General features: G+C 69.8%; 22 protein-coding genes. 14 read left to right on the top strand and 8 right to left on the bottom strand.

Annotation, left to right across the window (positions count from 1 at the left end; translation table 11 throughout):
* Nucleotides 1-2: 2 nt before the first annotated feature.
* Nucleotides 3-554 carry a hypothetical protein gene (locus LX88_RS00435; RefSeq protein WP_258945943.1) on the bottom strand — a complete coding sequence of 184 codons (552 nt, stop codon included), beginning with the start codon at nucleotides 552-554 and terminating at the stop codon, nucleotides 3-5.
* 61 nt (nucleotides 555-615) lie between these two features.
* Nucleotides 616-1,518, bottom strand: a complete 903-nt coding sequence (locus LX88_RS00430; protein ID WP_258945942.1) for a glycosyltransferase family 2 protein — start codon at nucleotides 1,516-1,518, stop codon at nucleotides 616-618.
* A 20-nt stretch (nucleotides 1,519-1,538) separates the two neighbouring features.
* On the opposite strand from LX88_RS00430, the gene LX88_RS00425 reads away from it, so the two are divergent.
* From LX88_RS00425 to LX88_RS00415, 3 genes are all read left to right on the top strand, one after another.
* A complete protein-coding gene (locus LX88_RS00425) occupies nucleotides 1,539-2,510 on the top strand; it encodes a glycosyltransferase family 4 protein (RefSeq protein ID WP_258945941.1) in 972 nt (323 codons plus the stop codon).
* Nucleotides 2,511-2,590: 80 nt separating this feature from the next.
* A complete protein-coding gene (locus LX88_RS00420; RefSeq protein ID WP_258947575.1) occupies nucleotides 2,591-3,718 on the top strand; it encodes a glycosyltransferase family 4 protein in 1,128 nt (375 codons plus the stop codon).
* A gap of 12 nt (nucleotides 3,719-3,730) precedes the next feature.
* On the top strand, nucleotides 3,731-4,594 hold the full coding sequence (locus LX88_RS00415; protein ID WP_258945940.1) for a glycosyltransferase family 2 protein: 864 nt from the start codon (nucleotides 3,731-3,733) through the stop codon (nucleotides 4,592-4,594).
* Nucleotides 4,595-5,038: 444 nt separating this feature from the next.
* Here the strand turns inward: LX88_RS00415 and LX88_RS00410 are convergent, their stop codons facing one another.
* Complete coding sequence (locus tag LX88_RS00410; protein ID WP_258945939.1) at nucleotides 5,039-5,425, bottom strand: hypothetical protein; 387 nt, start codon at nucleotides 5,423-5,425, stop codon at nucleotides 5,039-5,041.
* A 101-nt stretch (nucleotides 5,426-5,526) separates the two neighbouring features.
* On the opposite strand from LX88_RS00410, the gene manB reads away from it, so the two are divergent.
* Nucleotides 5,527-6,594 (top strand): mannose-1-phosphate guanylyltransferase, encoded by a 1,068-nt coding sequence (gene manB / locus LX88_RS00405; RefSeq protein WP_258945938.1) that lies wholly within the window; start codon nucleotides 5,527-5,529, stop codon nucleotides 6,592-6,594.
* Nucleotides 6,587-7,468, top strand: coding sequence for a DNA-3-methyladenine glycosylase family protein (locus LX88_RS00400; RefSeq protein WP_090067311.1), 882 nt, complete (start codon nucleotides 6,587-6,589; stop codon nucleotides 7,466-7,468). The genes manB and LX88_RS00400 overlap by 8 nt, the downstream gene beginning before the upstream one ends.
* A gap of 83 nt (nucleotides 7,469-7,551) precedes the next feature.
* On the opposite strand, the gene LX88_RS00395 is transcribed toward LX88_RS00400, so the two are convergent.
* Genes LX88_RS00395 through LX88_RS00380 form a run of 4 tightly spaced genes read right to left on the bottom strand, consistent with a single transcriptional unit; the run spans nucleotide 7,552 to nucleotide 11,133 of the window.
* A complete protein-coding gene (locus tag LX88_RS00395) occupies nucleotides 7,552-8,079 on the bottom strand; it encodes an NUDIX hydrolase (protein ID WP_030476532.1) in 528 nt (175 codons plus the stop codon).
* The gene (locus tag LX88_RS00390; RefSeq protein WP_258945937.1) at nucleotides 8,076-9,398 is read right to left on the bottom strand and encodes a coenzyme F420-0:L-glutamate ligase; all 1,323 of its coding nucleotides are present in this window, start codon (nucleotides 9,396-9,398) and stop codon (nucleotides 8,076-8,078) included. The genes LX88_RS00395 and LX88_RS00390 overlap by 4 nt, the downstream gene beginning before the upstream one ends.
* The gene (gene cofD, locus LX88_RS00385) at nucleotides 9,391-10,344 is read right to left on the bottom strand and encodes a 2-phospho-L-lactate transferase (protein ID WP_258945936.1); all 954 of its coding nucleotides are present in this window, start codon (nucleotides 10,342-10,344) and stop codon (nucleotides 9,391-9,393) included. The genes LX88_RS00390 and cofD overlap by 8 nt, the downstream gene beginning before the upstream one ends.
* Nucleotides 10,345-10,377: 33 nt before the next feature.
* Entirely contained in the window at nucleotides 10,378-11,133 is a 756-nt protein-coding gene (locus LX88_RS00380) for a site-2 protease family protein (RefSeq protein ID WP_090067315.1), read from the bottom strand.
* 245 nt (nucleotides 11,134-11,378) lie between these two features.
* On the opposite strand from LX88_RS00380, the gene LX88_RS00375 reads away from it, so the two are divergent.
* Nucleotides 11,379-11,684 carry a WhiB family transcriptional regulator gene (locus tag LX88_RS00375; protein WP_051784712.1) on the top strand — a complete coding sequence of 102 codons (306 nt, stop codon included), beginning with the start codon at nucleotides 11,379-11,381 and terminating at the stop codon, nucleotides 11,682-11,684.
* Nucleotides 11,685-11,723: 39 nt separating this feature from the next.
* On the top strand, nucleotides 11,724-14,897 hold the full coding sequence (locus tag LX88_RS00370) for a glycosyltransferase family 2 protein (RefSeq protein ID WP_258945935.1): 3,174 nt from the start codon (nucleotides 11,724-11,726) through the stop codon (nucleotides 14,895-14,897).
* Nucleotides 14,898-14,944: 47 nt separating this feature from the next.
* On the opposite strand, the gene LX88_RS00365 is transcribed toward LX88_RS00370, so the two are convergent.
* Complete coding sequence (locus LX88_RS00365; protein ID WP_090067484.1) at nucleotides 14,945-15,388, bottom strand: metallopeptidase family protein; 444 nt, start codon at nucleotides 15,386-15,388, stop codon at nucleotides 14,945-14,947.
* Between the two features lie 93 nt (nucleotides 15,389-15,481).
* Between LX88_RS00365 and LX88_RS00360 the strand changes: the two genes are divergently transcribed.
* The 7 genes from LX88_RS00360 to LX88_RS00330 all read left to right on the top strand — a co-directional run bounded on the left by LX88_RS00360 (nucleotide 15,482) and on the right by LX88_RS00330 (nucleotide 22,504).
* Entirely contained in the window at nucleotides 15,482-15,841 is a 360-nt protein-coding gene (locus LX88_RS00360; RefSeq protein ID WP_189154299.1) for a DUF3499 domain-containing protein, read from the top strand.
* Nucleotides 15,842-15,923: 82 nt separating this feature from the next.
* On the top strand, nucleotides 15,924-17,276 hold the full coding sequence (locus LX88_RS00355; RefSeq protein WP_258945934.1) for a phosphomannomutase/phosphoglucomutase: 1,353 nt from the start codon (nucleotides 15,924-15,926) through the stop codon (nucleotides 17,274-17,276).
* Nucleotides 17,277-17,286: 10 nt separating this feature from the next.
* Nucleotides 17,287-17,487, top strand: a complete 201-nt coding sequence (locus tag LX88_RS00350) for a Trm112 family protein (RefSeq protein ID WP_030476541.1) — start codon at nucleotides 17,287-17,289, stop codon at nucleotides 17,485-17,487.
* 5 nt (nucleotides 17,488-17,492) lie between these two features.
* Nucleotides 17,493-18,557: a hypothetical protein gene (locus tag LX88_RS00345; protein ID WP_258945933.1), complete on the top strand. Its 1,065-nt coding sequence runs from the start codon at nucleotides 17,493-17,495 to the stop codon at nucleotides 18,555-18,557.
* 19 nt (nucleotides 18,558-18,576) lie between these two features.
* Nucleotides 18,577-19,791: a mannose-6-phosphate isomerase, class I gene (gene manA, locus LX88_RS00340; RefSeq protein ID WP_258945932.1), complete on the top strand. Its 1,215-nt coding sequence runs from the start codon at nucleotides 18,577-18,579 to the stop codon at nucleotides 19,789-19,791.
* A 43-nt stretch (nucleotides 19,792-19,834) separates the two neighbouring features.
* A complete protein-coding gene (locus LX88_RS00335; protein ID WP_258945931.1) occupies nucleotides 19,835-20,758 on the top strand; it encodes a cation diffusion facilitator family transporter in 924 nt (307 codons plus the stop codon).
* A gap of 210 nt (nucleotides 20,759-20,968) precedes the next feature.
* Nucleotides 20,969-22,504, top strand: coding sequence for an amino acid permease (locus LX88_RS00330; RefSeq protein ID WP_258945930.1), 1,536 nt, complete (start codon nucleotides 20,969-20,971; stop codon nucleotides 22,502-22,504).
* The last annotated feature ends 17 nt before the right edge of the window (nucleotides 22,505-22,521 follow it).

Genomic DNA, 22,521 nt, shown 5'->3' with positions numbered 1-22,521 from the left:
CGCTAAGCCTGCCTCATCACTCTGCGCGCCCGCAGTGTGGTCGCACAGATCAGGAGCAAGACGACAGCAAGAGGCACGCCGAAGACCCACTCCCCGGACCAGTCGTTGCGGTCGGCGAGCAGCGGCCGCATCAGCGGGTGCCGCAGGACGGTGGCCGGACCGGGCTGCATCCTCTTGTCCTGCTCGCCCCGCACGACGATCCGCAGCTCGGCGCCGTCCGGGCAGGTGACGTGGTGCGCGAAGACCGGGTTGTCCGGCCCCGGCACGTCCTCGACGGCGGTGATCACGCATGTCTGGGGCGTGGCGAGCACGTCCATCAACGCGCGGTGACCGTCGCCCACGAGCACCGCCGTGCCGGGGATCACGACCATGAACGCGGGCAGCACGAGCCACGCCGGCCCGAGCTTGCCGACGCCCCACGCGAACGCCAGCGACAGCAGGCAGCACGGCACCAGCACCGCGAGCTCGTACTGCTCGGGCACGACTGCGCCCAGCAGGACCGCGGTGGCGACGGCGGCGAGCCCGATCACGATGAGTGGTACTGGCCGGCTCACGGCTGCTTCCTGAGGTGAGTCATCGCTCCGGGGACGCTTGTGACCGGTGGCAGGTTGCACTTCAGCGGCCGGCCCAGTCCTGCCAGACGCTCCCGCGGGAGACCTCGGTCCTGATCTTGAGCCGTTGCCAGAGGGTGGCGGGGAGCCTGAGCAGCACCTCCGCCAGCACGCGGGTGCGCAGTCCGAACCGGAAGTTGGCCGCGTCCGGGACGTTCTTCCGGAACGGCAACAGCGCCGTGATCACCGCGAACCGGGCGAGCTGGGGGAACGCCACCTTCGCGGGGGCGCACCGCAGCAGCATCAGCAGCCGGTTGCGTTCGTTCCAGCGGTGGAAGAGCACCGATCCGGGACGCGTGCTGGCGCCGTGCCGGTGCCGGACCCGCGCCGGTCCGACCGAGATCACCCGGTGGCCGGCCAGCCGCAACCGCCAGGCCGTGTCGGTGTCCTCGTAGTAGCAGAAGAAGCTCGCCGGAACGCCGCCCACGGCCTTGAGCTCGGCGGTCCTGAGCAGTGCCGCGCCGCCGCAGAACCCGAACACCTCGCGGCCGGCGAGCACGACGTCCCTGCCGTGGCCGTCCGCCGTCAGCGCGACGCCGACGGACTGCGTCGAGCCGTCCATGAGCAGGATCGACGAGGTGGCGGCGGCCGCGCCGGGATCACCGTCGAGAGCGCTCTCCAGTTCGGTGAGCCACGACGGGTCCGGTGCCGCGTCGTCGTTGAGCCACGCGACGTACGGGGTCTCGACCATGTCGAGCACGGCGGCGAGCCCGCCCGCGTAACCGCGGTTGCGGGGCAGCCTCACGACCTCGTGTCCGCTGATCAGCTCGGCCGTGCCGTCGTCGGACGCGTTGTCGACAACGATCGTCCTATGTGGACTCTTCTGGGCCTTGAGGGCGTCCAGGCACGCCGTGATGTGGTCACGGCCGCGCCACGTCACGACCACCACGGTGCTGACTGCCGACACGGCGTGAGACGGTACGCGACGTGCCCGAGCTAGTAGTGCTGACCGAGCAGCTGAACGCCCCTGTCCCCGGCGGGACCGGCCGCTACACGGCGGAGTTGCTCGCGGCGTTGGGGGAGAACGCCCCTCGCGGCTGGACCGTGACGACTGCGGCGACGGCCCGCGCCGACCGCGTGATCAGGGTGCCGCGGCGGGTGCTGGTGGCGTTGTGGGAACGGGGCCTGCCGCCGAAGCTCGGCCCGCACGTGCACGCCCCGACGCCGCTCGCGCCGCTGCCGGGCGCCGTCGTGACCGTGCACGACGTGGTGCCGTGGACGCACCCGGAGACGCTGACTCCGCGCGGGGTCGCGTGGCACCGCAAAGTGATCGTGCGTGCTGCTCGCGAGGCCCGCGCTCTGGTGGTGCCGACGCAGGCTGTTGCGTCTCAACTGGCGGAGTGCGTGCGTGTGGACGTGCCGGTGCACGTGGTGCCCAACGGCGTCACGCGGTTGGTCGGCTCACCGGCCGATGACCTGCCCTCGTCGTACGTGCTCGCCGTTGGCACCGTGGAGCCGCGCAAGGGCTTCGGACTGCTTGTGCGGGCGACCGAACGGCTTCGGGTGCCTCTGGTCGTGGTCGGTCCACAGGGCTGGGGCGACGTCGACCTGCGCGCGCCGCACGTGACGTTGCTCGGCAGGGTGTCCGACGCACGGCTCGCCTCGGTGCTGGCCGGTGCCACCGTGCTCGCCGCGCCCAGCCTGGCGGAGGGTTTCGGGCTGCCGGTGCTGGAGGCGATGGCCGCCGGTGTGCCCGTCGTGCTCTCCGACGACCCGGCTCTGGTGGAGGTCGCGGGCGGCGCCGGAACCGTCGTGCGGCGTGGCGACCTGGCCTCGTTGACGGAAGGACTGCGCGCCGTCTTGGCGGATCCTCGTCACACGGTCGAGGCCGGCATCACCCGCGCGAGTGAGTTCACCTGGGCAAAGACCGCACAGGGAGTGTGGGAATCACACGTCTGACGATCGGATTGGTGCATTCCCGTTAAACGCATTCGCAAATGACATTACGCTAGCTGATCGTGCCGACCGCCGAACCCAGCGTGCTGATCGACGCCACCGCGATTCCAGCAGACCGTGGTGGCGTCGGCCGTTACGTGGATTCGCTCGTCGCCGCTCTGGACGCGGACGGGACCAAGCTCTCGGTCGTCTGCCAGCCGCGCGACGAGGAGCTGTTCAGCAAGATCGCGCCGAACGCCCGCGTGGTCCGTGCCGCTGACGCCGTCGCCACCAGGACGGCCCGCCTGGCCTGGGAACAGACGACACTGCCGCGCCTGATCCGCACCCTCGGCGTGGACGTGGTGCACTCACCGCACTACACGCTCCCGCTGGCCGGCAAGACCGCCTCGGTCGTGACGCTGCACGACGCCACCTTCTTCACCGACCCGGTGCTGCACTCGTCGGTGAAGGCCCGCTTCTTCCGCGCCTGGACCCGAGCCTCGTTGCGGCGCGCGGACCTGTGCGTGGTGCCGTCACAGGCGACCGCCGACGAACTGGTGCGCGTGGCCGGCGCCGACCGCCGAGTCCTGCACATCGCCCAGCACGGCGTGGACACCGAACGCTTCCACCCGCCGTCACCGGACGAGGTCCTGGCGGTGCGCCGCAGCCTGTCACTCGGCGACGCGCCGTACGTCGCGTTCCTGGGCGCGCTGGAACCGCGCAAGAACGTCCCGGCGCTGATCCGCGGCTTCGCCCAGGCGATGGTGGGCCGCGCCGAACCGCCCGCGCTGGTGCTGGCGGGCCAGCCCGGCTGGGACAGCCAGGTGGAGCGCGCCCTCGACTCCGTCCCGCACCGCATCCGCGTGATCCGCGCCGGCTACCTGCCGTTCGAACAACTGGCGGGCTTCCTGGGCGGCGCGCAACTGGTGGCGTACCCGTCTCTGGGCGAGGGCTTCGGCCTGCCCGTGCTGGAGGCCATGGCCTGTGGCGCCTGCGTGCTCACCACCCGGCGCCTGTCGCTGCCCGAGGTGGGCGGCGAGGCCGTCGCGTACTGCGGCGTCGGCGCCGGCGACATAGCCGCCGCGATCGCCGACCTCCTGGACGACCCGGCCCGCCGCGCGTCGCTGGCGGCGTCAGGCCAGCAGCGGGCCAAGGAATTCTCGTGGGCCGTCAGCGCAGATCGCCACCGCCTGGCCTACGAACGCGCGATGCTGGTGCGCCACCGACGCTGAGGCGTCGCTAGGGTGACGCGCGTGAAATACGGCGACGGACTTGGTGTCGTGACGGTCACGTACTCGCCGGGCGAGACGCTGGCTCCCTTTGTGGACACCCTTGCGAAGGCCACCACCCGTCCGGCGCAGGTGATCCTCGCCGACAACGGGTCCACCGACGGGGTGCCGGAGTCCGTTGCGGCTTCGCACTCCCACGTCACTTTTCTGCCCACCGGCGGAAACCTCGGGTACGGCGGTGGTGCCAACCGCGGCGTTGCTGCTTTGGGGCCCGATGTCGGGTGGGTGCTGATTTCCAACCCCGACATCGAGTTCTCGCCTGGCAGTGTGGACGCGTTGATCGATGCCGCTGCTCGGTGGCCTCGGGGTGGGATGTTCGGGCCGTTGATCCGGGAACCTTCTGGGGAGGTCTACCCGTCTGCTCGGCTGCTGCCCTCGCTTGGTCGTGGGGTTGGGCATGCGTTGTTCGGTGCTGTTTGGAAGTCGAATCCCTGGACTCGGGCCTATCGGCAGGAGAAGGCTCCCGTCGAGCGTTCTGCCGGGTGGTTGTCCGGGTCCTGTTTTTTGATGCGGCGTGAGGCTTTCGACTCCGTCGGCGGGTTCGATGAGCGGTACTTCATGTACTTCGAGGACGTTGACCTCGGGGAGCGTGTTGGGGCTGCTGGGTGGTTGAACGTTTATGTGCCTGATGCCGAGGTCACGCACATCGGGGGGCACTCGACTGCTCGGTCTTCGGATCGGATGTTGAGGGAGCATCATCGGAGTGCTTATCGGTACATGGCTGATCGGCATGCTGGGGTGGTTTGGGCGCCGTTCCGGGTTGTGTTGAAGGCTGGGCTGGCGGCTCGGGTGAAGATTCTCACTCGTAAGTCCGGGTGATTCCTGGGGCTCCGCCCCAAACCCCGCCAATCTGATCCAAAGCCGGGGTCTACGCCGTGCGCGGGTTGATGGCACGCCTGTTGCTTTGGGCGGAGTCGCGTTGCGTAGATGGTTGCGTTGGTGGGGTAAGGACAGCTCGCCTTCGGCTTCGCGGGTGGGACGCGTGTCCGTTGCCGTGCGCTCGGGCTGCTTGCCTGCCGTTTCGCGGGCGGGATGCGTGCCCACCACCGCGCACTCGGATGGCTTGCCTGCGGCTTCGCGTGCGATCAGGCGGTCTCTTCAGCCCCGCACTCGCGGCAGTCATCAGCCCGCGGTGTTCTCTCGGCTCGCGGCGGCCTCTTCGTACGCGCGGCAGTGTCAGACCTGCTCGCTAAGTTGGGTCGCGGGGGACCCGAACCCGAAGGGGACCCCTGCGCGAGCCTGCCCGGCGGTCGCCGGGCGCGCCTACATGTCGCCGCTCAGCCGTTGCGTCAGCGAGTTGCGGGTCTGCTGGTGGTTCGAGACCGTCGGGATCAGGCCCGGCCGGACGACCTGCGTGATTTCCGCGTCATCTGCGGAGGGCTGTTGCTGCGGCATCGGCTGCGTCGGCATGGGCTGCTGCGGTGCGTGGTGCGGTGGGCGCTGCTGCTGCTGGTGGCCCATCTGGGCGGGCGCGAGGATCATGGTCGAGTCCGGGTCTCGGCGTGGGTCCACGGCGTTGACCAGCGCGCGAGGGATCTGTTGCGTGTCCGAGGAGTCCATCGGGGACGTCATGTTGTCCGGCGTCACGATGTTCCGCCCGCGTGCACGGGCGCGGGCGAGCATGGCGTCGGCCCGGTCGCGGGGGTCCATGTCGGATTTAGCTCCTTGCCGGGACCAGATCCCATATGACGATCTGCTTCGTGTCAGAGTATTCCGTCGAACGGCTCGCTGTAACGCGGAGGAGGAAAAAGGTGCACGGCGTCGAAGCTGTGGTGCTGGTCGGGGGCAAGGGCACTCGTCTTCGCCCGCTGACCCTGTCCGCTCCCAAGCCCATGCTGCCTACCGCGGGGGTGCCATTTTTGACGCACCTGCTGTCGCGGATCAAGGAGGCCGGCATCACGCACGTGGTGCTGGGTACGAGTTACAAGGCCGAGGTGTTCGAGGAGTACTTCGGGGACGGGTCGAGGCTCGGGCTGGAGCTCGAGTACGTGGTGGAAGAGGTGCCGCTGGACACGGCGGGGGCGATTCGCAACGTGGCGGACAAGCTGCGTGAGCCCGACGTGATGGTGTTCAACGGTGACATCCTGTCGGGCGTCGACCTGAACGGGATCGTGGACACCCACCGCGAGCACGAGGCGGATGTCACGCTGCACCTGGTGAAGGTGCAGGACCCCAGGGCGTTCGGGTGCGTGCCGACGGACGACGAGGGGCGCGTGCAGGCGTTCCTGGAGAAGACGGAGAACCCGCCGACGGACCAGATCAACGCTGGTTGTTACGTGTTCCGGCGTGAGGTGATCGACGCGATTCCCGCCGGGCGGCCGGTGTCGGTGGAGCGCGAGACGTTCCCCGGGCTGCTGGAGGCCGGGAAGCGGTTGCAGGGGCACGTGGACGCCACGTACTGGCTGGACCTCGGCAAGCCCGAGGCGTTCGTGCAGGGGTCCGCGGACCTCGTGCGCGGCGTTGCGCCGTCGGCGGCAGTTGCACAGCCGGGCGACTACCTGGTGCTTGAAGGCTCTGCGGTGCACGAGGGTGCGACGCTCAAGGGCGGCAGCACGGTCGGTGCGAACTGCACGGTTGCGGACGGGGCTGTGCTCGATGGCGCGATCCTCTTCGACGGTGCCGTTGTCGGCGAGGGTGCCTTGGTCGAACGTTCGATCGTGGGTGCTGGTGCGCTCGTGCAGGCCGGTGCGGTCCTCAAGGACGCAGTGGTCGGCGACTCCGCGGTGATCGGTGCGCGGTGTGAGCTGATCGGGGGAGCGCGGGTCTGGCCGGGCGTCGTGTTGCCCGAGGCCGGCGTGCGCTTCTCGACGGATGCCTAGCAGAGCTTGGACTCCACCGTTCCCACTCGATCTGGGCGCGGTGCTCGGCGGGCTGCGCCGCGGACCGGGCGATCCGTCCTTCAGCGCGGAGGGCGGCGTCTGGTTCGCGGCGAACACGCCGTGCGGGCCCGGCACGTTGCACATCACCAGGGTGAGCGGTGAGGTGCTGGCGGAAGCGTGGGGCGAGGGCGGGCCGTGGCTGCTCGACGGCCTGCCCGCGCTGCTCGGCGCGGACGACACGGTGGACGAGTTCGTCGCCCACCACCCGGTCATCGCCGAGTCGCGCAGGCAACGGCCCGGCCTGCGGCTCGGTGCCACCGGACGTGTCTGGGACCTGCTGTTCGCCTCGATCCTGGAGCAGAAGGTCACCGGCGTGGAGGCCTTCCGCACGTGGCGTGAGCTGGGCCGCAGGTTCGGTGAGAGCGCTCCCGGACCGAAGCCGCTGAAGGTTCCGCCGACACCGCAACGGTTGCTGGGCCTGCAGGACTGGGAGTGGCACCAGTGCGGCCTCGACGGCGCCCGGCGCCGCACGTTGATCAACGTCGCGCAGGTGGCGCACCGGCTGGAGAAGGCCGCCGAGATGCGCAGCCGCGAACTCCTCGAGAAGGTGCCCGGCGTCGGCGTCTGGACGTCGGCCGAGGTGGCGCAACGGGCCTGGGGCGACCCGGACGCCGTGAGCGTCGGCGACTACCACGTCGCCAAGAACGTCACGTGGGCCTTGACCGGCACACCGGGCGACGACGACGGCATGATGGAGTTGCTGGAGCCCTACAAGCCGCAACGCCACCGCGCCGTCATGTACCTGACGGCGGCGGGGCTGCGGAGGCCGCGGCGAGCACCGAGGTTCTCGCCGCGCGACTACCGCCGGTTCTAGGGGTTCCGTTGGCGAGGGGCGCGCCAGGCGCCATCACCGCCCTGCTCAAGCGCTACCGGGCGCTCCGGCGCTGAGACCGGCGGTCAACGCAGGCGCGCGAGAGCGCTCTCGATCAGCGGGTGCAGGTCGTCCACGTTGTCCGGCAACGAGTCCAGCGGCCACCACTGCAGGTCGACGGACTCGGCGGACCGCACCGGCTGTGCGCCGACGGGTGCGCGCACCAGGAACCGCACGTCGAAGTGCCGCGTCGGCTTGCCGAGCGAGCACGTGATCGGGTGCACGTCGAGGTGGATCGGCGTCGGCTCGATCCGCAGCCCGCGCATGCCGGACTCCTCGGTGGCCTCGCGCAGGGCCGCCGCGGCCAGGGACACGTCCTCCGGCTCGCAGTGGCCGCCCAGTTGCAGCCACCGGCCCACGCGCGGGTGCAACGTCAGCAACGCGTGCTCCGCGGTGGCGTCCAGGACCAACGCTGAGGCCGTGAGGTGCCCGGGTTCGCAAGATCGCCGGCAGGCGTCCTCGCGGGCCGCCAGGAAGCCGAGGTAGGCCTCGCGCAGGGCGTCCTGTCCCGAGAACCGGCTCAGCGTCGAGACGGCGTCGGCGTGCAGAGTCATAGTTCGATCAGGCCTTCCAGCGGTTCGCGCGGCGTCAGCGGCTCGGTCGGGTGCCCGACCGCGACGGCGCCCAGCGGTTCCCAGTCGGCGGGAACGCCCAGCACCGAACGCACCACGTCCGCGCAGAAGATCGTCGACGACACCCAGCACGAGCCGAGCCCCTCGGCGGCCAGTGCCACCAGCAGGCCCTGCACGGCGGCGCCACCGGCGACGGTGAACATCGTCTTCTCGGCGTCCGCGCGGCGGACGTCGGGGTAGGAGTGCGCGCCGTCGCGCACGAGGAACGGCACGACGATCTCCGGTGCCTCCACCAGCAGGTCGCCCCGGCGGACCCGGCGTGCGATCTGGTCGGGAGTGAACCCGTCGGCGAGCAGGTCGCTCTCCCACTGCTCGCGCATGGCCATCAAAAGTTCCGAGCGCTTCTCCCGCACCAGCACGAACCGCAGCGGCTTCGTGTGGTGCGGCGCGGGCGCGGTCAGTGCCGCGCCGACGGCCCGCCGCACGACGGCGAGATCGACGGGCTCGTCCGAGTAGAACCGCACGGACCTGCGCATCAGCACGGCCTGCGCACGGCCGGCGGCCAGCGCCTCCTCAGTGCCGAGACTGAAGAGGTCCTCCTCGACCGGCCGGTTCAGGTCGCGGGCCGTGGAACCGTCGTCCACCACGTCGAACCCGCGCAGCACCGCCACCGGCACCGCGCCGAGCTTGCCCTTCACCAGGTCGGCGGCCGCGGCGATCTCGTCGGCGATCGCGACCATCGTCACCGCGAGCTGGTTGCCGTGCTCGTCCACCGAACCCGCGTAGTCGTGCAGCACGCGGATGCCGGACGCGCCGATCGCGGCGTCGATCTGGCCCATCCGCCACGCGCGGCCCATCGTGTCGGTGATCACCACGGCGACCTCGACGCCCAGCGACTTCCTCAGCGCGGAACGGAGGGTCGCCGCGGAGCCGTCCGGGTCCACGGGGAGCAGCGCGATCTCGTCGCCCGCCACGTTCGAGGCGTCGACGCCGGACGCGGCCTGCACGATGCCGAGCTTGTTCTCGGTGATCAGGGTGCGCATCTTGCGGGCGAGCACCCGCACGGACTCAGCGTCGACGTGTTCGCGCCGGATCCGGTCCCGCTCCTCGGGATCCGCCGGCACGCGGACGAGCCGTCCCTCTACTTTGGACAGGACCTTGGACGTGACGACCAGCACGTCGCCGTCGCGCAGCCAGGGCGCGGCGTTCGCGATCGCGCCGGCCAGGTCGTCGCCGGGGCGAAATTCCGGCAGGCCGGTGACCGGCAGCAGCTCCAGCGCCGCCGCGGCGTGATCAGTCAACGTCGACTCCGGCCAGGTCCAGCGCGACGCGGGCCATCTGCGCCGTGGCGTCCACATCGGACATCAGCAGCGGAACGGCGCGGACCGCGACCCCCGGCACGTCCGCGCGGTCGCCGGTGTGCACCAGCCACGCGTCGAGGATGCCGTCTTCAGAGCACTTGCGGGAGCCGTAGAGCCGACCGACGGCCTCGGCGGAGGTCTCCACGCCGATCGCGTCCAGGCAGGCGTCCGCCATGCCCCGCAACGGTTTTCCGCCGACGATCGGGGACAGGCCCACGACCGCGGCGTCGGTCTTGCGCAACGCGTCGCGCACACCGGGCACGTTGAGGATCGTGCCGACGCTCACGACGGGGTTGGACGGGGCCAGGACCACCGCATCGGCCTCGGCGATCGCGTCCAGCACACCGGGCCCGGCGGTGGCGGTCTCGGCGCCGACGAACGCGAACGACTGGGCGGGCAGACCGGCCCGGTGCTTGACCCACCACTCCTGGAAGTGGATGGCCTTCGTCTCCCCGTCGATCTCGACGACGACGTGCGTCTCGACCCGGTCGTCCGTCATCGGCAGGAGCTTCACGCCCGGCTTCCACCGGTCGCACAGCGCCTCCGTCACGGCGGACAGCGGATAGCCGGCGCGCAGCATGCGGGTGCGAACGAGGTGCGTCGCGATGTCCCGGTCGCCCAGGCCGAACCACGAGGGCTCGGCACCGTACGCCGCGAGCTCCTCCTTGACGGTCCACGACTCGTCCTCACGGCCCCAGCCACGTTCGACGTCGATGCCACCGCCCAGCGTGTACATGCAGGTGTCGAGGTCGGGCGTGATGCGCAGCCCGTGCATCCACACGTCGTCGCCGGTGTTCACCACCGCCGTGACATCTGCTCCGAGAGCTTTGAGTCCCTGCAGGAACTTGGCGCCGCCGACCCCGCCGACGAGTGCTACGACCTTCACGCCCGCCCATGCTTCCACAGCGCGGTGAGCGGCCTACAGGGAGCGCCAGAACGAGAACGTCGCGGAGCCGAGGTACGCCGCGAACGAGTCGCCGCCGACGAGCTGGAACAGCCAGGTCGAGACCTCGAAGAACAGCCGGCTGACCTCGGAGAAGCCGATCAGGACGGCGAACAGGACCAGCGGCGCCCACGGCCGGGCCTTCGCGCCGAACCGCTGCGCCTCGTACGGCAGGAACGGTTCCAAGGCACCCCAGCCGTCCAGACCGGGAATCGGGAGGATGTTCAGCACGAACGCGAACACCTGCAACAAAGCAAGGTACGAAATCGCGGCGGCGAGCGCGGCGGGCGGCGAGAAGATCGTGACGACCAGCGCGAGCAGGACACCGATCACGAGGTTCGAGATCGGCCCCGCGAGTGAGACCAACGACTCGATCTTCTTCGACCGGAGCGCGTGGTGGTTGATCCACACGGCGCCACCCGGAAGGGGGATTCCGCCCATGACCAGCAGCACGAGCGGCAGCACGATGCTGAGCACGGGGTCGGTGTAACGGCGGATGTCGAGGGTCAGATAACCCTTGTCACGTACCGAAAAATCGCCGCCCTTGTACGCGACGGCGGCGTGCCCGAACTCGTGCAGGCACAGCGTCACCGCCCACCCGGCGAGTACGAAGAGGATGGTGCCCGAGATGATGGCGACGTCACCTTCGAACAAGGTGAGCACAGCTCCGGCGACGGTTGCCGCGAGCAGGCCGAGGAACAGTGGGCTGGGGCGAACCGCTGATCGCTTCACCCCTCCAGTGTGGCGTGTCGACCGGCGTGGTGGGCCGTTCGGGGACGCCTTGCGACACCTGAATCACTGTCTGTGCAGTCAGTCAAGGTTTTTGCGGCCATCTGCGGGAATATCCCCCGACGTGTGGACTCCGCTTGACCGCCCGCTGTGACGCAGGTGTAATCACATCGGTGTCATTCGTCGTTGTGGGAACGGCGTCTGGCGTCCGCCAACCGGGGAGAGCGGAAGGCGAGGAGGCGGACGAAATGCAGGAATTCGAAGAGCTCGAAGAAGATCACGTCACGCAGCCGGTCGTGCAGGGCGAGCTGTCGTACCTGTTCGACCCTGCCGACGAGCAGGACTGGCAGGAGCGCGCGCTCTGCGCCCAGACGGATCCCGAGGCGTTCTTCCCCGAAAAGGGTGGTTCGACACGGGAGGCCAAGCGCATCTGCCTGGGCTGCGAGGTTCGTTCGGAGTGCCTGGAGTACGCACTCCAGCACGACGAACGCTTCGGCATCTGGGGCGGTCTCTCGGAGAGAGAACGCCGCAAGCTGAAGAAGCGAGCCGTCTAGTCGGTCAGAAGCGTGATCTTTCTGCCTTAACTTGAGGACGTGACAAGTCCTCACCCGAGGCTCCGGACAGCGCCGGTGCTGTGCGTCCTGGTCTGCCACGACGGAGACCAGTGGCTCAGCACGGCGCTGTCTGCCTTGCGGCGCCAGCGAATTCGTCCACGGCACGTGATCGCGGTCGACACCGGGTCGACGGACCGGACGGCAAAAGTCCTGGCAGAGGCGGGAGATCTGCTGGACGGAGTGCTGACCGCGCCACGCGGCACGGGCTACGGCACCGCCTTGCGCATCGCGGTCGACCACGCCGTCGAACGGTGGGGCGACCCTGGCAAGTGGCTGTGGCTGCTGCACGACGACAGTGCGCCCGAACCGGACTGCCTGGCGGCTCTGCTGACCGCGGCCGAGGTGTCGCCGTCGGCCGCTGTGCTCGGTCCCTTGTGCCTCGATTGGGTGGATTCCCGTCTGGTCGTCGAGGCAGGTCTGTCGACGGATTCTTCAGGACATCGACAGACTGGTCTGTCGTCCGCGGAACATTCCGCATCGTTTCAGCAGAGCACCGAGGTTCTCGCCGTTTCATCCGCCGGATCGTTGATCAAACGTGAGGTGTGGCACTCGCTCGGCGGTTACGACGAAGCGATGCCGCTGCTGCGCGACGATCTCGACTTCGGCTGGCGCGCTAATCGCGCAGGTCATTTGGTCCTATGCGTACCCGTCGCACGCATGCGACATGCACGCGCCGCGACTAAAGGCGCACGCCGTTTGGACGCGGCGATGGCACGGCCGGGTCCGTCATTTCGTGGCGTCGACCGCGCGCACGGCATGCGTACATTTTTGGTCAATTGTTCAAGTTCCTCGTTCCTCGTCGGAGTGCCGCGGCTGCTGTTCCTGTCGCTGCTGCGCGCCCTGGGCTTCCTGTTGCTACGGCGTTTCGCGGACGCACACGCCGAAGTCGGCGCGGCCCGTTACCTCCTGACGCGCGGCCGTTTGCTGCAGGGACGGCGCGCCCGTCGCGGCTCCGCCGTCGTGCGCGGCCTCTTCACCAGCAGACTCACCCGGCTGCGCAACGCGGTGCGCGCCGGCGCCGCCTTCCTGATCCGCCGCCGGGTCGAGGCCGACGCCGCACTGGGTCGTTTGCCCGCAACCGATTCCGGTTCGGCGTGGCTCGAACCGTCCGAAGTGGACTCCCGGCTCGTCGGCCCGGCCGCTCTGCCGGCCGGCGCGTCGCGCGGTCGTCCGCGTGTCGCCGGTCTGCGCCGCCCGCCCGTCGTCGTTCCCGTCGACGCCGCACTGCCCGGCGCTCTCCGCCCTTCGCCACGACCCCGTCCGTCGCCCGGCCCGCGTGCCGACTCCGGCATGGTCTTCGTCGAGGTCGACCAGTCCAGGGTGCTGCGCTCCCTGCTGCTGGCGCCGCCGGTCCTGTTGCTGCTGTCGCTCTCGGCCGTCGCGGTGATCGCGAACTGGTCCCGGCTCGGGCTCGACCTCGCCGGTGGCCGGCTGCTCCCGGTCGGCTCTGCGGGATCGGTCTGGTCGACCTACCTGTCCTCCTGGCACCCGGTCTTCGGCGGCACCACCGCACCCGCCCCCGCGGCGTTGGCCGTCCTGGGTCTCATCCCCGGCGGACCGTCGTTCGCCGCCGCCATGATGTTGCTCGGCGACATCCCCCTCGCCGCGTTGTCCGCCTACATCGCGTCACGCGGCTTGCGCGTACGCCGTTCCGTGCGCGCGGTGGTGGCTGCCTTCTACGGCCTGCTGCCGGTCGCCACGACCGCCGTCGTTGAAGGTCGCCTGGACGTCGTCGTCGTGCACATCGTCACGCCCGTGGTCTTCGCCGGCGTGTACGCGGTCTTGCGCGCGTCGTCCACGCACGCCTGGCTGCCGATGGCCTCCGGCACCGCCATCGGTGTCGCGGTCCTCGGGGCCTTCTCGCCGCTGACGCACGTGGTTGTGATCGTCGGCGCCCTCGGCGGCTTCATCGCGGTGACGGGTGGTGCGCGCCGGATCGCGGCTCTGTTCGTGATCGTGCTTCTGCCCATGGGCCTGCTTCTGCCGTGGCCCGCCGTATTGCTGCAACACCCGGCGATGGTGCTCAACGGCCTAGGTGCCGCGTTCGAGTCGCCACCGCCAAATTTGATCGTGTGCTCGGTCTTCGTGGCCGCCGCGTTCGCCGCCGCCGTCCTGCGCCCGAACGCCTCGATGCTGCCGGGGCTCACCGTGATCGTGCTGGCCGTCGGGGCTCTTGCGGCGGTGACCGCGGTCGGGGCCTGGCCCGGGGCGCCGCTGGTGATCCTGGCCTGGGGACTTGTGTGCGTGGTGCTGGCCGGGTGTCAGCGCGGGGTGGCGCCAGGTGTGGCCGGGCAGGCTCGGGTCCGGCGGGCCGTGTACGTCGTCGGGGTGGTGACGCTGGTCAGCCTTGGGGTGGCCGGATTCCTGGACCTGCGGACCGGGCCGTTGAAGGCTGACGGTGGGCTCGCCCTGAACGCCTCTTTGACCGCCGAGCTGGAGCGGAGCGGGCGTTCGGTGTTGATCCTCGGGTCGCCCGCCCGTCAGGTCGCCGGACGGATGCCCGCGTTCGGGGACGACGACCTCGTGCCCACGGTGTCGTCGCCGGCTCGGTTGCGGCGGTGGAACTCGTCGTTGCTCGACGGGGCCGCGCCTGCGGTGAAGGTGGCGCTGGGGCAGGCCGCGTCCTCCGGGGTCACCTTCGTGGTGGTGCCGTCCGAGGAGGCATCCGCTCGGATTCGGTCGGCTGCCGGGGAACTGGTGTCCGAGGCGCCGCGTGCTTTGGACGGACGGCCTGTGTTGCGGATGCGGCTGGTCGCGGACACCGGGGTGTTGCTGGCGCCTGATCTCGCCCGTCGTGCTCGGACCGGTGGTGAGCCGCCGTCCGAGCTCGGTGCGGACGGGATCGCGCCGGTGAACGTGTCGCTGCCCGACGTGGCTGTGCGGGTTTCGCCTGGCGGGGAGGGGCGGGTGCTGGTGCTGGCCGCTGAGGACGAACCTGGGTGGCAGATTTCCGTGGACGGGGCTCAGGTGCCTGTTGTCCGGGCCTGGGGGCATCTGGTCGGGGTGCCGTTGCCGTCCGGTGGGGCTGAGGTCCGGGTTTCCGTGTCCAGCACGTTGCGGGACTTTTTGTTGTTGGGGCAGGCTGCGGCGGCGTTGTTCACCTTGCTGACCGCGGTGCCCACCCGGCGGCGGGGCGTGCCGGACGCGCGCTGAGGACGGCTCGCCTTCGGCTCGCGGGGATTGCGGGTGTGAGAGGGGTCTCAGCCCTCGTCCACCACGTCCGGGTCCAGGCCCAGGTAGTTCGCGATCTGCTCCACCAGCACGTCGTGCACCAGGTCGGACAGGTCGGCGCCGTCCTTCGCGCGGGCTTCCAGCGGGCGGCGGTACAGAACGATCCGCGCGCGGTTGTCCGAGCCTGCGGGGAGCAGGCGGGCCAGGGGGACGTTGCCGTCCTCCACCACGCCGTCCTCGCCCTCCACCTGGACGTCCGGCACGTCGTCGACGGCCACGTCCAGCTGGGTGAGTTCGGTGCGCCAGCGCGTTTCGATGGGCTCCAGCGCCTCGATGACCAGGGCGTCGAAGCGTTCTGCGCGGGAACGGGCCGCCGGCAGCGTGGCCGGGTAGAGAGGGCCGCGCAGGCCTCGCCCGTGCCGGTCGCGGTTGCGTCGGCGCGGCGAACCCTGCCGCTGAGAACCCCGTGCCATCACCACAACCGAGCAGCCTAGTTGCTACCCCTGACGACTAAACACAGCGTGCCTCACACACAGCCTCCCGTGGACGCGCTATCGTCCCCGATCGTGCGGAGCGTGAGACGGTGCTCGCGAACCGGGTGTGCTAACCCGGCTGTCGCCACGCTCACCTACGCCTATGCGGACTCCACCGCGGTCGTCGGGCCGCTTGCCACGTACTCCGAACCGCACAGTTACGACCTGTGCGAGGAGCACGCCTTGCGGCTCACTGCGCCGCGGGGGTGGGAGGTCGTGAGGCACCAGGGTGAGTTCGCGGCGCCCGAGCCGACTGTGGACGACCTGACGGCCCTGGCAGAGGCCGTGCGGGAGGCTGGGCGGGCTGATGTGAGCCCGAAGCTGCCCGATGTGCCTGCGGGCTCTCATCGGCGTGGGCACCTGCGGGTATTGCCCGATCCGCACGAGGACTGACTGACCACACGCACCACTAATCTTCTCGCCGGTAGGCTGCCCAGGCAGTGGCCGTCAAGAGCGAGATTCGGGAGTGTGCGGCGTGCGTGACCTGTCCGGCATCGTCAAGGCGTACGACATCCGCGGGGTGGTCGGCGAACAGCTGGACGCCGGCTTGGTCCGGGACTTCGGCGCCGCCTTCGCGCGCCTGGTCGGTGGACCGACCATCGTGATCGGTCACGACATGCGTGACTCCTCGCCGGGGCTGTCCCGTGCGTTCGCCGAGGGCGCTCAGGCGCAGGGCGTCAACGTGATCAGCATCGGCCTGGCCAGCACGGACATGCTCTACTTCGCGTCCGGCAAGCTCGACCTGCCCGGCGCCATGTTCACCGCGAGCCACAACCCGGCGCAGTACAACGGGATCAAGATGTGCCGCGCGGGTGCATCGCCGGTCGGCCAGGACACCGGTCTCGCGCAGATCCGCCAGGACGCCGAGAACCAGGTCCCGGACGCCGAGGGCGTCGAGCCCGGCACGTTCGAGGAGCGCGACATGCTCGTCGACTACGCGGCGTACCTCAACGCGCTGGTCGACCTGAAGAACATCCGCCCGCTCAAGATCGTCGTGGACGCGGGCAACGGCATGGGCGGCTACACGGTGCCGCAGGTCTTCGAGGGCCTGCCCATCGAGGTCATCCCCATGTACTTCGAGCTGGACGGCAGCTTCCCGAACCACGAGGCGAACCCGCTCGACCCCAAGAACATCGTCGACCTGCAGGCCCGCACCAAGGCCGAGGGTGCCGACGCCGGTGTCGCGTTCGACGGCGACGCGGACCGCTGCTTCGTCGTGGACGAGAACGGCGACCCGGTCAGCCCGTCCGCGATCACCGCGCTGGTGGCCGTGCGCGAGCTCGCCAAGGACCCCGGCGGCACCGTCATCCACAACCTGATCACCTCGCACGCGGTGCCGGAGATCGTCACCGAGCACGGTGGCAAGCCCGTGCGCACGCGCGTCGGCCACTCGTTCATCAAGGAGGAGATGGCCAGGACCGGCGCCATCTTCGGTGGCGAGCACTCCGCGCACTACTACTTCCGCGACTTCTGGAAGGCCGACACCGGCATGCTGGCCGCGCTGCACGTGCTGGCCGCGCTCGGTGAGCAGGACGGCCCGCTGTCGGCGCTCACCTCGATCTACAACCGCTACGCCGCCTCCGGTGAGATCAACTCGACGGTCGGCGACCAGGCAGGTCGGATCGCCGCCATCAAGGACGCGTACGGCTCCAAGGACGGCGTCACGATCGACGAGCTGGACGGTCTCACCGTGCAGCTGGCGGACGGGTCGTGGTTCAACCTGCGTGCCTCGAACACCGAGCCGCTGCTGCGCCTGAACGTCGAAGCCGCCACCCCCGAGGCCGTCGCCGCGCTCAGCGACGAGGTCCTCGCGATCGTGCGGGCCTGAGGAGAACACCGTGGCCGTCAAGATCGAAGAGCAGTTGCTGGAAATCCTCGCCTGCCCGTGCCCCGAGCACGCGCCGTTGCAGGTCGGTACGCCGTCGGACCCGGAGGCGGACTTCCTCACGTGCACCGCGTGCGGTCGTTCGTTCCCGGTCCGCGACGGCATTCCGGTGCTGCTGCTGGACGAGGCGGTCGAGCCGCCGCCGGCTGGGTGACGTAGGTGCTCGACGACACGCTGCTCGACGACCAGCGCCGCCTCGCCGACGCGGACACGGGCGGCTGGCTGCGCGCCGCCGCACGTGCGGGGGCACAGGTCCGTTCCACCGCAGAGGCCGCGGCCGAGGCGGGAGTGGAGCGGATCTTCGCCGAACGCCCGCGCGCGGTCGTGCTCATCACCCGGCCCGGCCACTCGGTCGCCGTCGCCCACGTCGTCATGGCGTTGCTCGGCCCCGGCTGTCCGGTGCCGGTGGTGATGTCCGACGAGGTGCCGCCGTGGGTGGGCGCCCTCGACGTGGTGCTCGCGCACACCGAGGACCCCGGTGACCGGGTGCTCGCGGAGTCGATCGACAGGGCCGTCCGCAGGGGCGCCCGCACACTGCTGACGGCGCCGGACTCCGGTCCGATCGCCGCGGCCGCCGCCGGCCGGGCCGTGCTGCTGCCGCCCCGCATCGACGTGCCGCCGGGCTTCAGCTTCCCGCGCGCGTTCGCCGCGTGGCTGCTGGTGCTGCACTCGCTCGGCCTGCTCAAGGCCGACGTTCAACTGATCGCGGACGAGCTCGACCGGGAGGCCGAGCGCGACCACCCGGCGCACGAGTCGTTCGTGAACCCGGCGAAGTCGCTCGCGTTGCGCGTCGCCGACCGCACGCCGCTGCTGTGGGGCCTCGACGAGGTCGCCACGTCGGTCGGCGTGCACGGCGCCGGCGTGCTGGGGGCGTTCGCCGGCGTGGCCTGCGACGTCTCCGGGTATTCGCAGGCGCTGACCCGCCCGGTGCTGCACCGCCGCGCGGTGCAGGGGACCTCGGGTGCGGACCTCTTCGCCGACCCGGACGACGAGCCGGGCAGCGGACTCGTGCGCGTGCTGTTGCTGGCCGTGCGGCAGGGCCCGATGGCCGACGCCGTGCGGCAAGTCGCCGAGGACGCCCTGCCGGGGGCCGACGTGCTGGAGCCGGCCGTCGAGGTGGCGGGAGGCGACGCGGTCTGCGCCGCGCTGCTCGCGCTCCGCTTCGAACTGGCCGCGCTGTACCTCGGGCTCGCCGCCGGGACTCTCGGCGGCAACCCGTACTGATTTGGGAGCTGACTCAGAAGTGGACCTGCTGCACAACGCGGTAAGGCCGTATGCGTGGGGTTCACGCACGGCCATCGCCGAGCTGCTCGGGAAGGAGGTGCCCGCACCCCATCCCGAGGCCGAACTGTGGATGGGCGCCCACCCCGGCGACCCGTCCCGCGTTCGCGACGCGGACGGCACCGAGCGCTCCCTGCTCGACCTGCTGACGGCGGACCCCGACGGCCAGCTCGGCCCGCGCGTCGCCGAGAGGTGGGGCAGCAGGCTCCCGTTCCTTCTCAAGGTGCTCGCCGCCGACGAGGCGCTGAGCCTGCAGGCACACCCGTCGGCCGTGCAGGCGGCGGAGGGTTTCGCCGCCGAGGAACGCCGTGGCGTTCCGCTCGACGCCGCGGTCCGCAACTACAAGGACCCGGCCGCCAAGCCGGAACTGATCTGCGCCCTGACCGAGTTCCACGCCCTGGCCGGGTTCCGCGAGCCGTCGCGGACGGTCTCGTTGCTGCGCTCGCTGGACGCGCCCGCGCTCTCGCCGTACACCGAGATGCTGGTCGCGCAGCCGGACTCGTCGGGCCTGCGCGCGCTGTTCACGATGCTGATCACGCTGCCGCAGACGTCGCTGTCGTCGCTGCTCCCGCAGGTGCTGGACGCGTGCGTGCTGCACGTGAAGGAGCACGGCGAGTTCGACCTGGAGTGCCGCACGATCCTGGAGCTGGGCGAGTCCTACCCCGGCGACTCGGGCGTGCTCGCGGCCCTGCTGCTGAACCGGATCGTGCTGCAGCCGGGCGAGGCCATCCACCTGCCCGCCGGCAACCTGCACGCGTACCTGCGGGGCACCGGCATCGAGATCCTGGCGAACTCGGACAACGTCCTGCGCTGCGGCCTCACGCCGAAGCACGTCGACGTGCCCGAGCTGCTGCGAGTGCTCGACTTCACGTGCGGCGACATGGAAGTGCTGCTGGGCGAGGAGGTCCAGCCCGGCGTCCGCGTGTACCGCACGCCCGCTCCGGAGTTCGAACTGTCCAGGTTGGACCTGGCCGCCGAGACCCGGATCAACCACGAGGGCCCGCAAATCATGATTTGCACCGACGGCGCCGTGGTACTCACCAACGCCCGTGGCGAGGAGTTGAGGCTGGCGCGAGGTGAGTCCGTGTGGCTCCCAGCGTCGGACCCGGCGGTGCTCGTGCGACCGGATGGTGTTGAATCCGCTGAACTTTTCCGCGCCACGGCCGGAACAGACTAAGGTTCACGACCGGACAAACCGGACTTGTTGCGAGGAGACAGGCGTGTCAGCAGGGGGCGGAACCAAGGCCATCGTCGCGGCCTTGGTCGCGAATGCCGGAATCGCGGTGGCCAAGTTCATCGGATTCCTGATCACCGGCTCGTCGTCGATGCTCGCCGAGTCGGTGCACTCGGTGGCCGACACGTCGAACCAGGGCCTGTTGCTGCTCGGCCAGAAGACGGCCCAGCGCAAGGCGACCAGGCTCCACCCGTTCGGCTTCGGCCGCGACCGCTACTTCTGGTCGTTCGTGGTGGCACTGATGCTGTTCACCCTCGGCTCGGTGTTCGCGCTGTACGAGGGCATCCACAAGCTGCAGCACCCCGAGGAGCTCTCCAGCCCACTGGTCGCGGTCGGCATCCTCGTGGTGGCGATCGGCCTGGAGTCGTACAGCTTCTACACCGCGATCGTCGAGTCGAAGAAGATCAAGGGCGACGCCACCTGGTGGCAGTTCATCCGCAACTCCCGCACGCCGGAACTCCCCGTCGTGCTGCTGGAGGACGCGGGCGCCCTGATCGGCCTGGTGCTGGCACTGATCGGCGTCAGCCTCGCGACGATCACCGGCAACCCGGTCTTCGACGCACTCGGCACCGTCGCCATCGGTGTGCTGCTGGGCATCATCGCGGTGATCCTGATCATCGAGATGAAGTCGCTGCTCATCGGTGAGGGCGCGTCCGACAAGGACCTCGACGTGATCATCGACGAGCTGGCCGCAGGCAAGGTGCAGCGCGTCATCCACATCAAGACGCAGTACATCGGCCCGGACGAGATGCTCGTGGCGGCGAAGATCGCGCTCGAGCCCCGGCTGCCGCTGGACGAGGTCGCTCAGGCGATCAACGACGCGGAGCAGCGGGTGCGGGCCAAGGTGCCGCATGCTCGGTTGATCTACTTGGAGCCGGATCTGGACCGGTCCACGGTCGCCAGCTCCTGATTCTCTTCGCACGCGGGGACCTTTCGTACTGCATGTCGGTACGAAAGGTCCCCGCGTGCGTTCAGCAGAGACTTGTGGGTGATGTCTGGGGGCGGGTTCGTCGTGTCTGGACAGAACGCCGGACAACCTGCGGACAAGAGCTATGGCCATCTCACCTGGTGGTTACCTCTAGGGTGGGCCAATTCAGGTTCCATCAAGGAGGTATGCACCGTGCCGGGGAACGGGTTGTGGCGCACGAAGTCGATCGAGCAGTCGATCGCGGACACGGACGAGCCGGGCACCAAGCTCCGCAAGGATCTGACGGCGTGGGACCTCACGGTCTTCGGTGTCGCGGTGGTCATCGGTGCCGGCATCTTCACGCTCACCGCGAGCACTGCCGGCAACATCGCGGGGCCGTCGGTCTCGCTGTCGTTCGTGCTGGCGGCGATCGCCTGTGCGCTGGCCGCGTTGTGCTACGCCGAGTTCGCCTCGACGGTGCCGGTCGCGGGTAGCGCTTACACCTTCTCCTACGCCACGTTCGGCGAGTTCGCCGCGTGGATCATCGGGTGGGACCTGGTGCTGGAGTTCGCGGTCGGGTCGGCCGCGGTCGCCAAGGGGTGGTCCGCCTACCTGCAGACGACGTTGGGGCTCATGGGTCTCGACGTGAAGACCGAGGTGGGTGACGGCATCAAGTTCGACTGGGGCGCGGTGCTCCTGGTCGCGGTGCTCACCACGCTCCTCGTTGTCGGCACGAAGCTGAGTTCGCGGGTCAGTGCGGTCATCACGGCCATCAAGGTCGCGGTGGTGCTGCTCGTGATCGTGCTCGGCATCACCTACATCAAGGCCGAGAACTACTCGCCGTTCATCCCGCCGGCAGCCGAAGGTGGTCCTGCCGCGCACACCGGGATCGAGCAGTCGCTGTTCTCGCTGATCACCGGCTACTCGGGCAGCACCTACGGCGTGCTCGGCATGCTGGCGGCGGCGAGCATCGTGTTCTTCGCGTTCATCGGGTTCGACGTCGTGGCGACCACGGCGGAGGAGACGAAGAACCCGCAGAAGGCCGTGCCTCGCGGCATTCTCGGTTCTCTCGCCATCGTCACGGTGCTGTACGTCGCCGTCACGCTGGTGATCACCGGCATGGTGCCGTACACGGAGCTCGCGACGCAGCCGGACGGCACGCGGGCAACGCTCGCCAAGGCGTTCTCGGACAACGGGGTCGACTGGGCGGCGACGGTGATCTCGGTCGGTGCGCTCGCCGGTCTGACCACCGTCGTCATGGTGCTGATGCTCGGCCAGAGCCGCGTGCTGTTCGCGATGTCGCGGGACGGGCTGCTGCCGCGCAAGCTCGCCAAGACCGGTAGCCACGGCACGCCGACGCGCATCACGATCATCATCGGTGTGCTCGTCTCGGTCGCCGCCGGCTTCTTCCCGGCGGGCAAGCTCGAAGAGATGGTGAACGTCGGCACGTTGTTCGCGTTCATCCTCGTCTCCGCGGGTGTGCTGGTGCTGCGCAAGACGAGGCCCGACCTGTCGCGCGGCTTCCGCGTGCCGCTCGTGCCGTTCGTGCCGATCCTCGCGATCCTCGCCTGCCTGTGGCTGATGCTGAACCTGACCGCGCTCACGTGGATCCGGTTCCTCATCTGGATGGCGCTCGGTGTGGTCGTCTACTTCGTCTACAGCCGGCGCAACTCCGTGCTCGGCAAGACCGGCCAGGGCAAGGTCGAGCCGGAACCGGTGGTCAAGCAAGGCGAAGAACCCGGCATCTAGCTCATCACCAACTAATC

Origin of the sequence: Lentzea californiensis, from assembly GCF_024648825.1 — a bacterium.
In the GTDB taxonomy this organism is placed as follows: Bacteria; Actinomycetota; Actinomycetes; order Mycobacteriales; family Pseudonocardiaceae; genus Lentzea; species Lentzea californiensis.
Note: the sequence above shows the minus strand (reverse complement) of the source record. Positions and strands in the feature narration are given on the sequence as shown.

What these genes read in the sequence shown, in the direction of transcription:
- LX88_RS00410 (WP_258945939.1), bottom strand. Translation starts at nt 5,425, where the DNA reads ATGGACCCCCGCGACCGGGCCGACGCCATGCTCGCCCGCGCCCGTGCA.
- LX88_RS00400 (WP_090067311.1), top strand. Translation starts at nt 6,587, where the DNA reads ATGCCTAGCAGAGCTTGGACTCCACCGTTCCCACTCGATCTGGGCGCG.
- LX88_RS00395 (WP_030476532.1), bottom strand. Translation starts at nt 8,079, where the DNA reads ATGACTCTGCACGCCGACGCCGTCTCGACGCTGAGCCGGTTCTCGGGA.
- LX88_RS00375 (WP_051784712.1), top strand. Translation starts at nt 11,379, where the DNA reads ATGCAGGAATTCGAAGAGCTCGAAGAAGATCACGTCACGCAGCCGGTC.
- LX88_RS00365 (WP_090067484.1), bottom strand. Translation starts at nt 15,388, where the DNA reads ATGGCACGGGGTTCTCAGCGGCAGGGTTCGCCGCGCCGACGCAACCGC.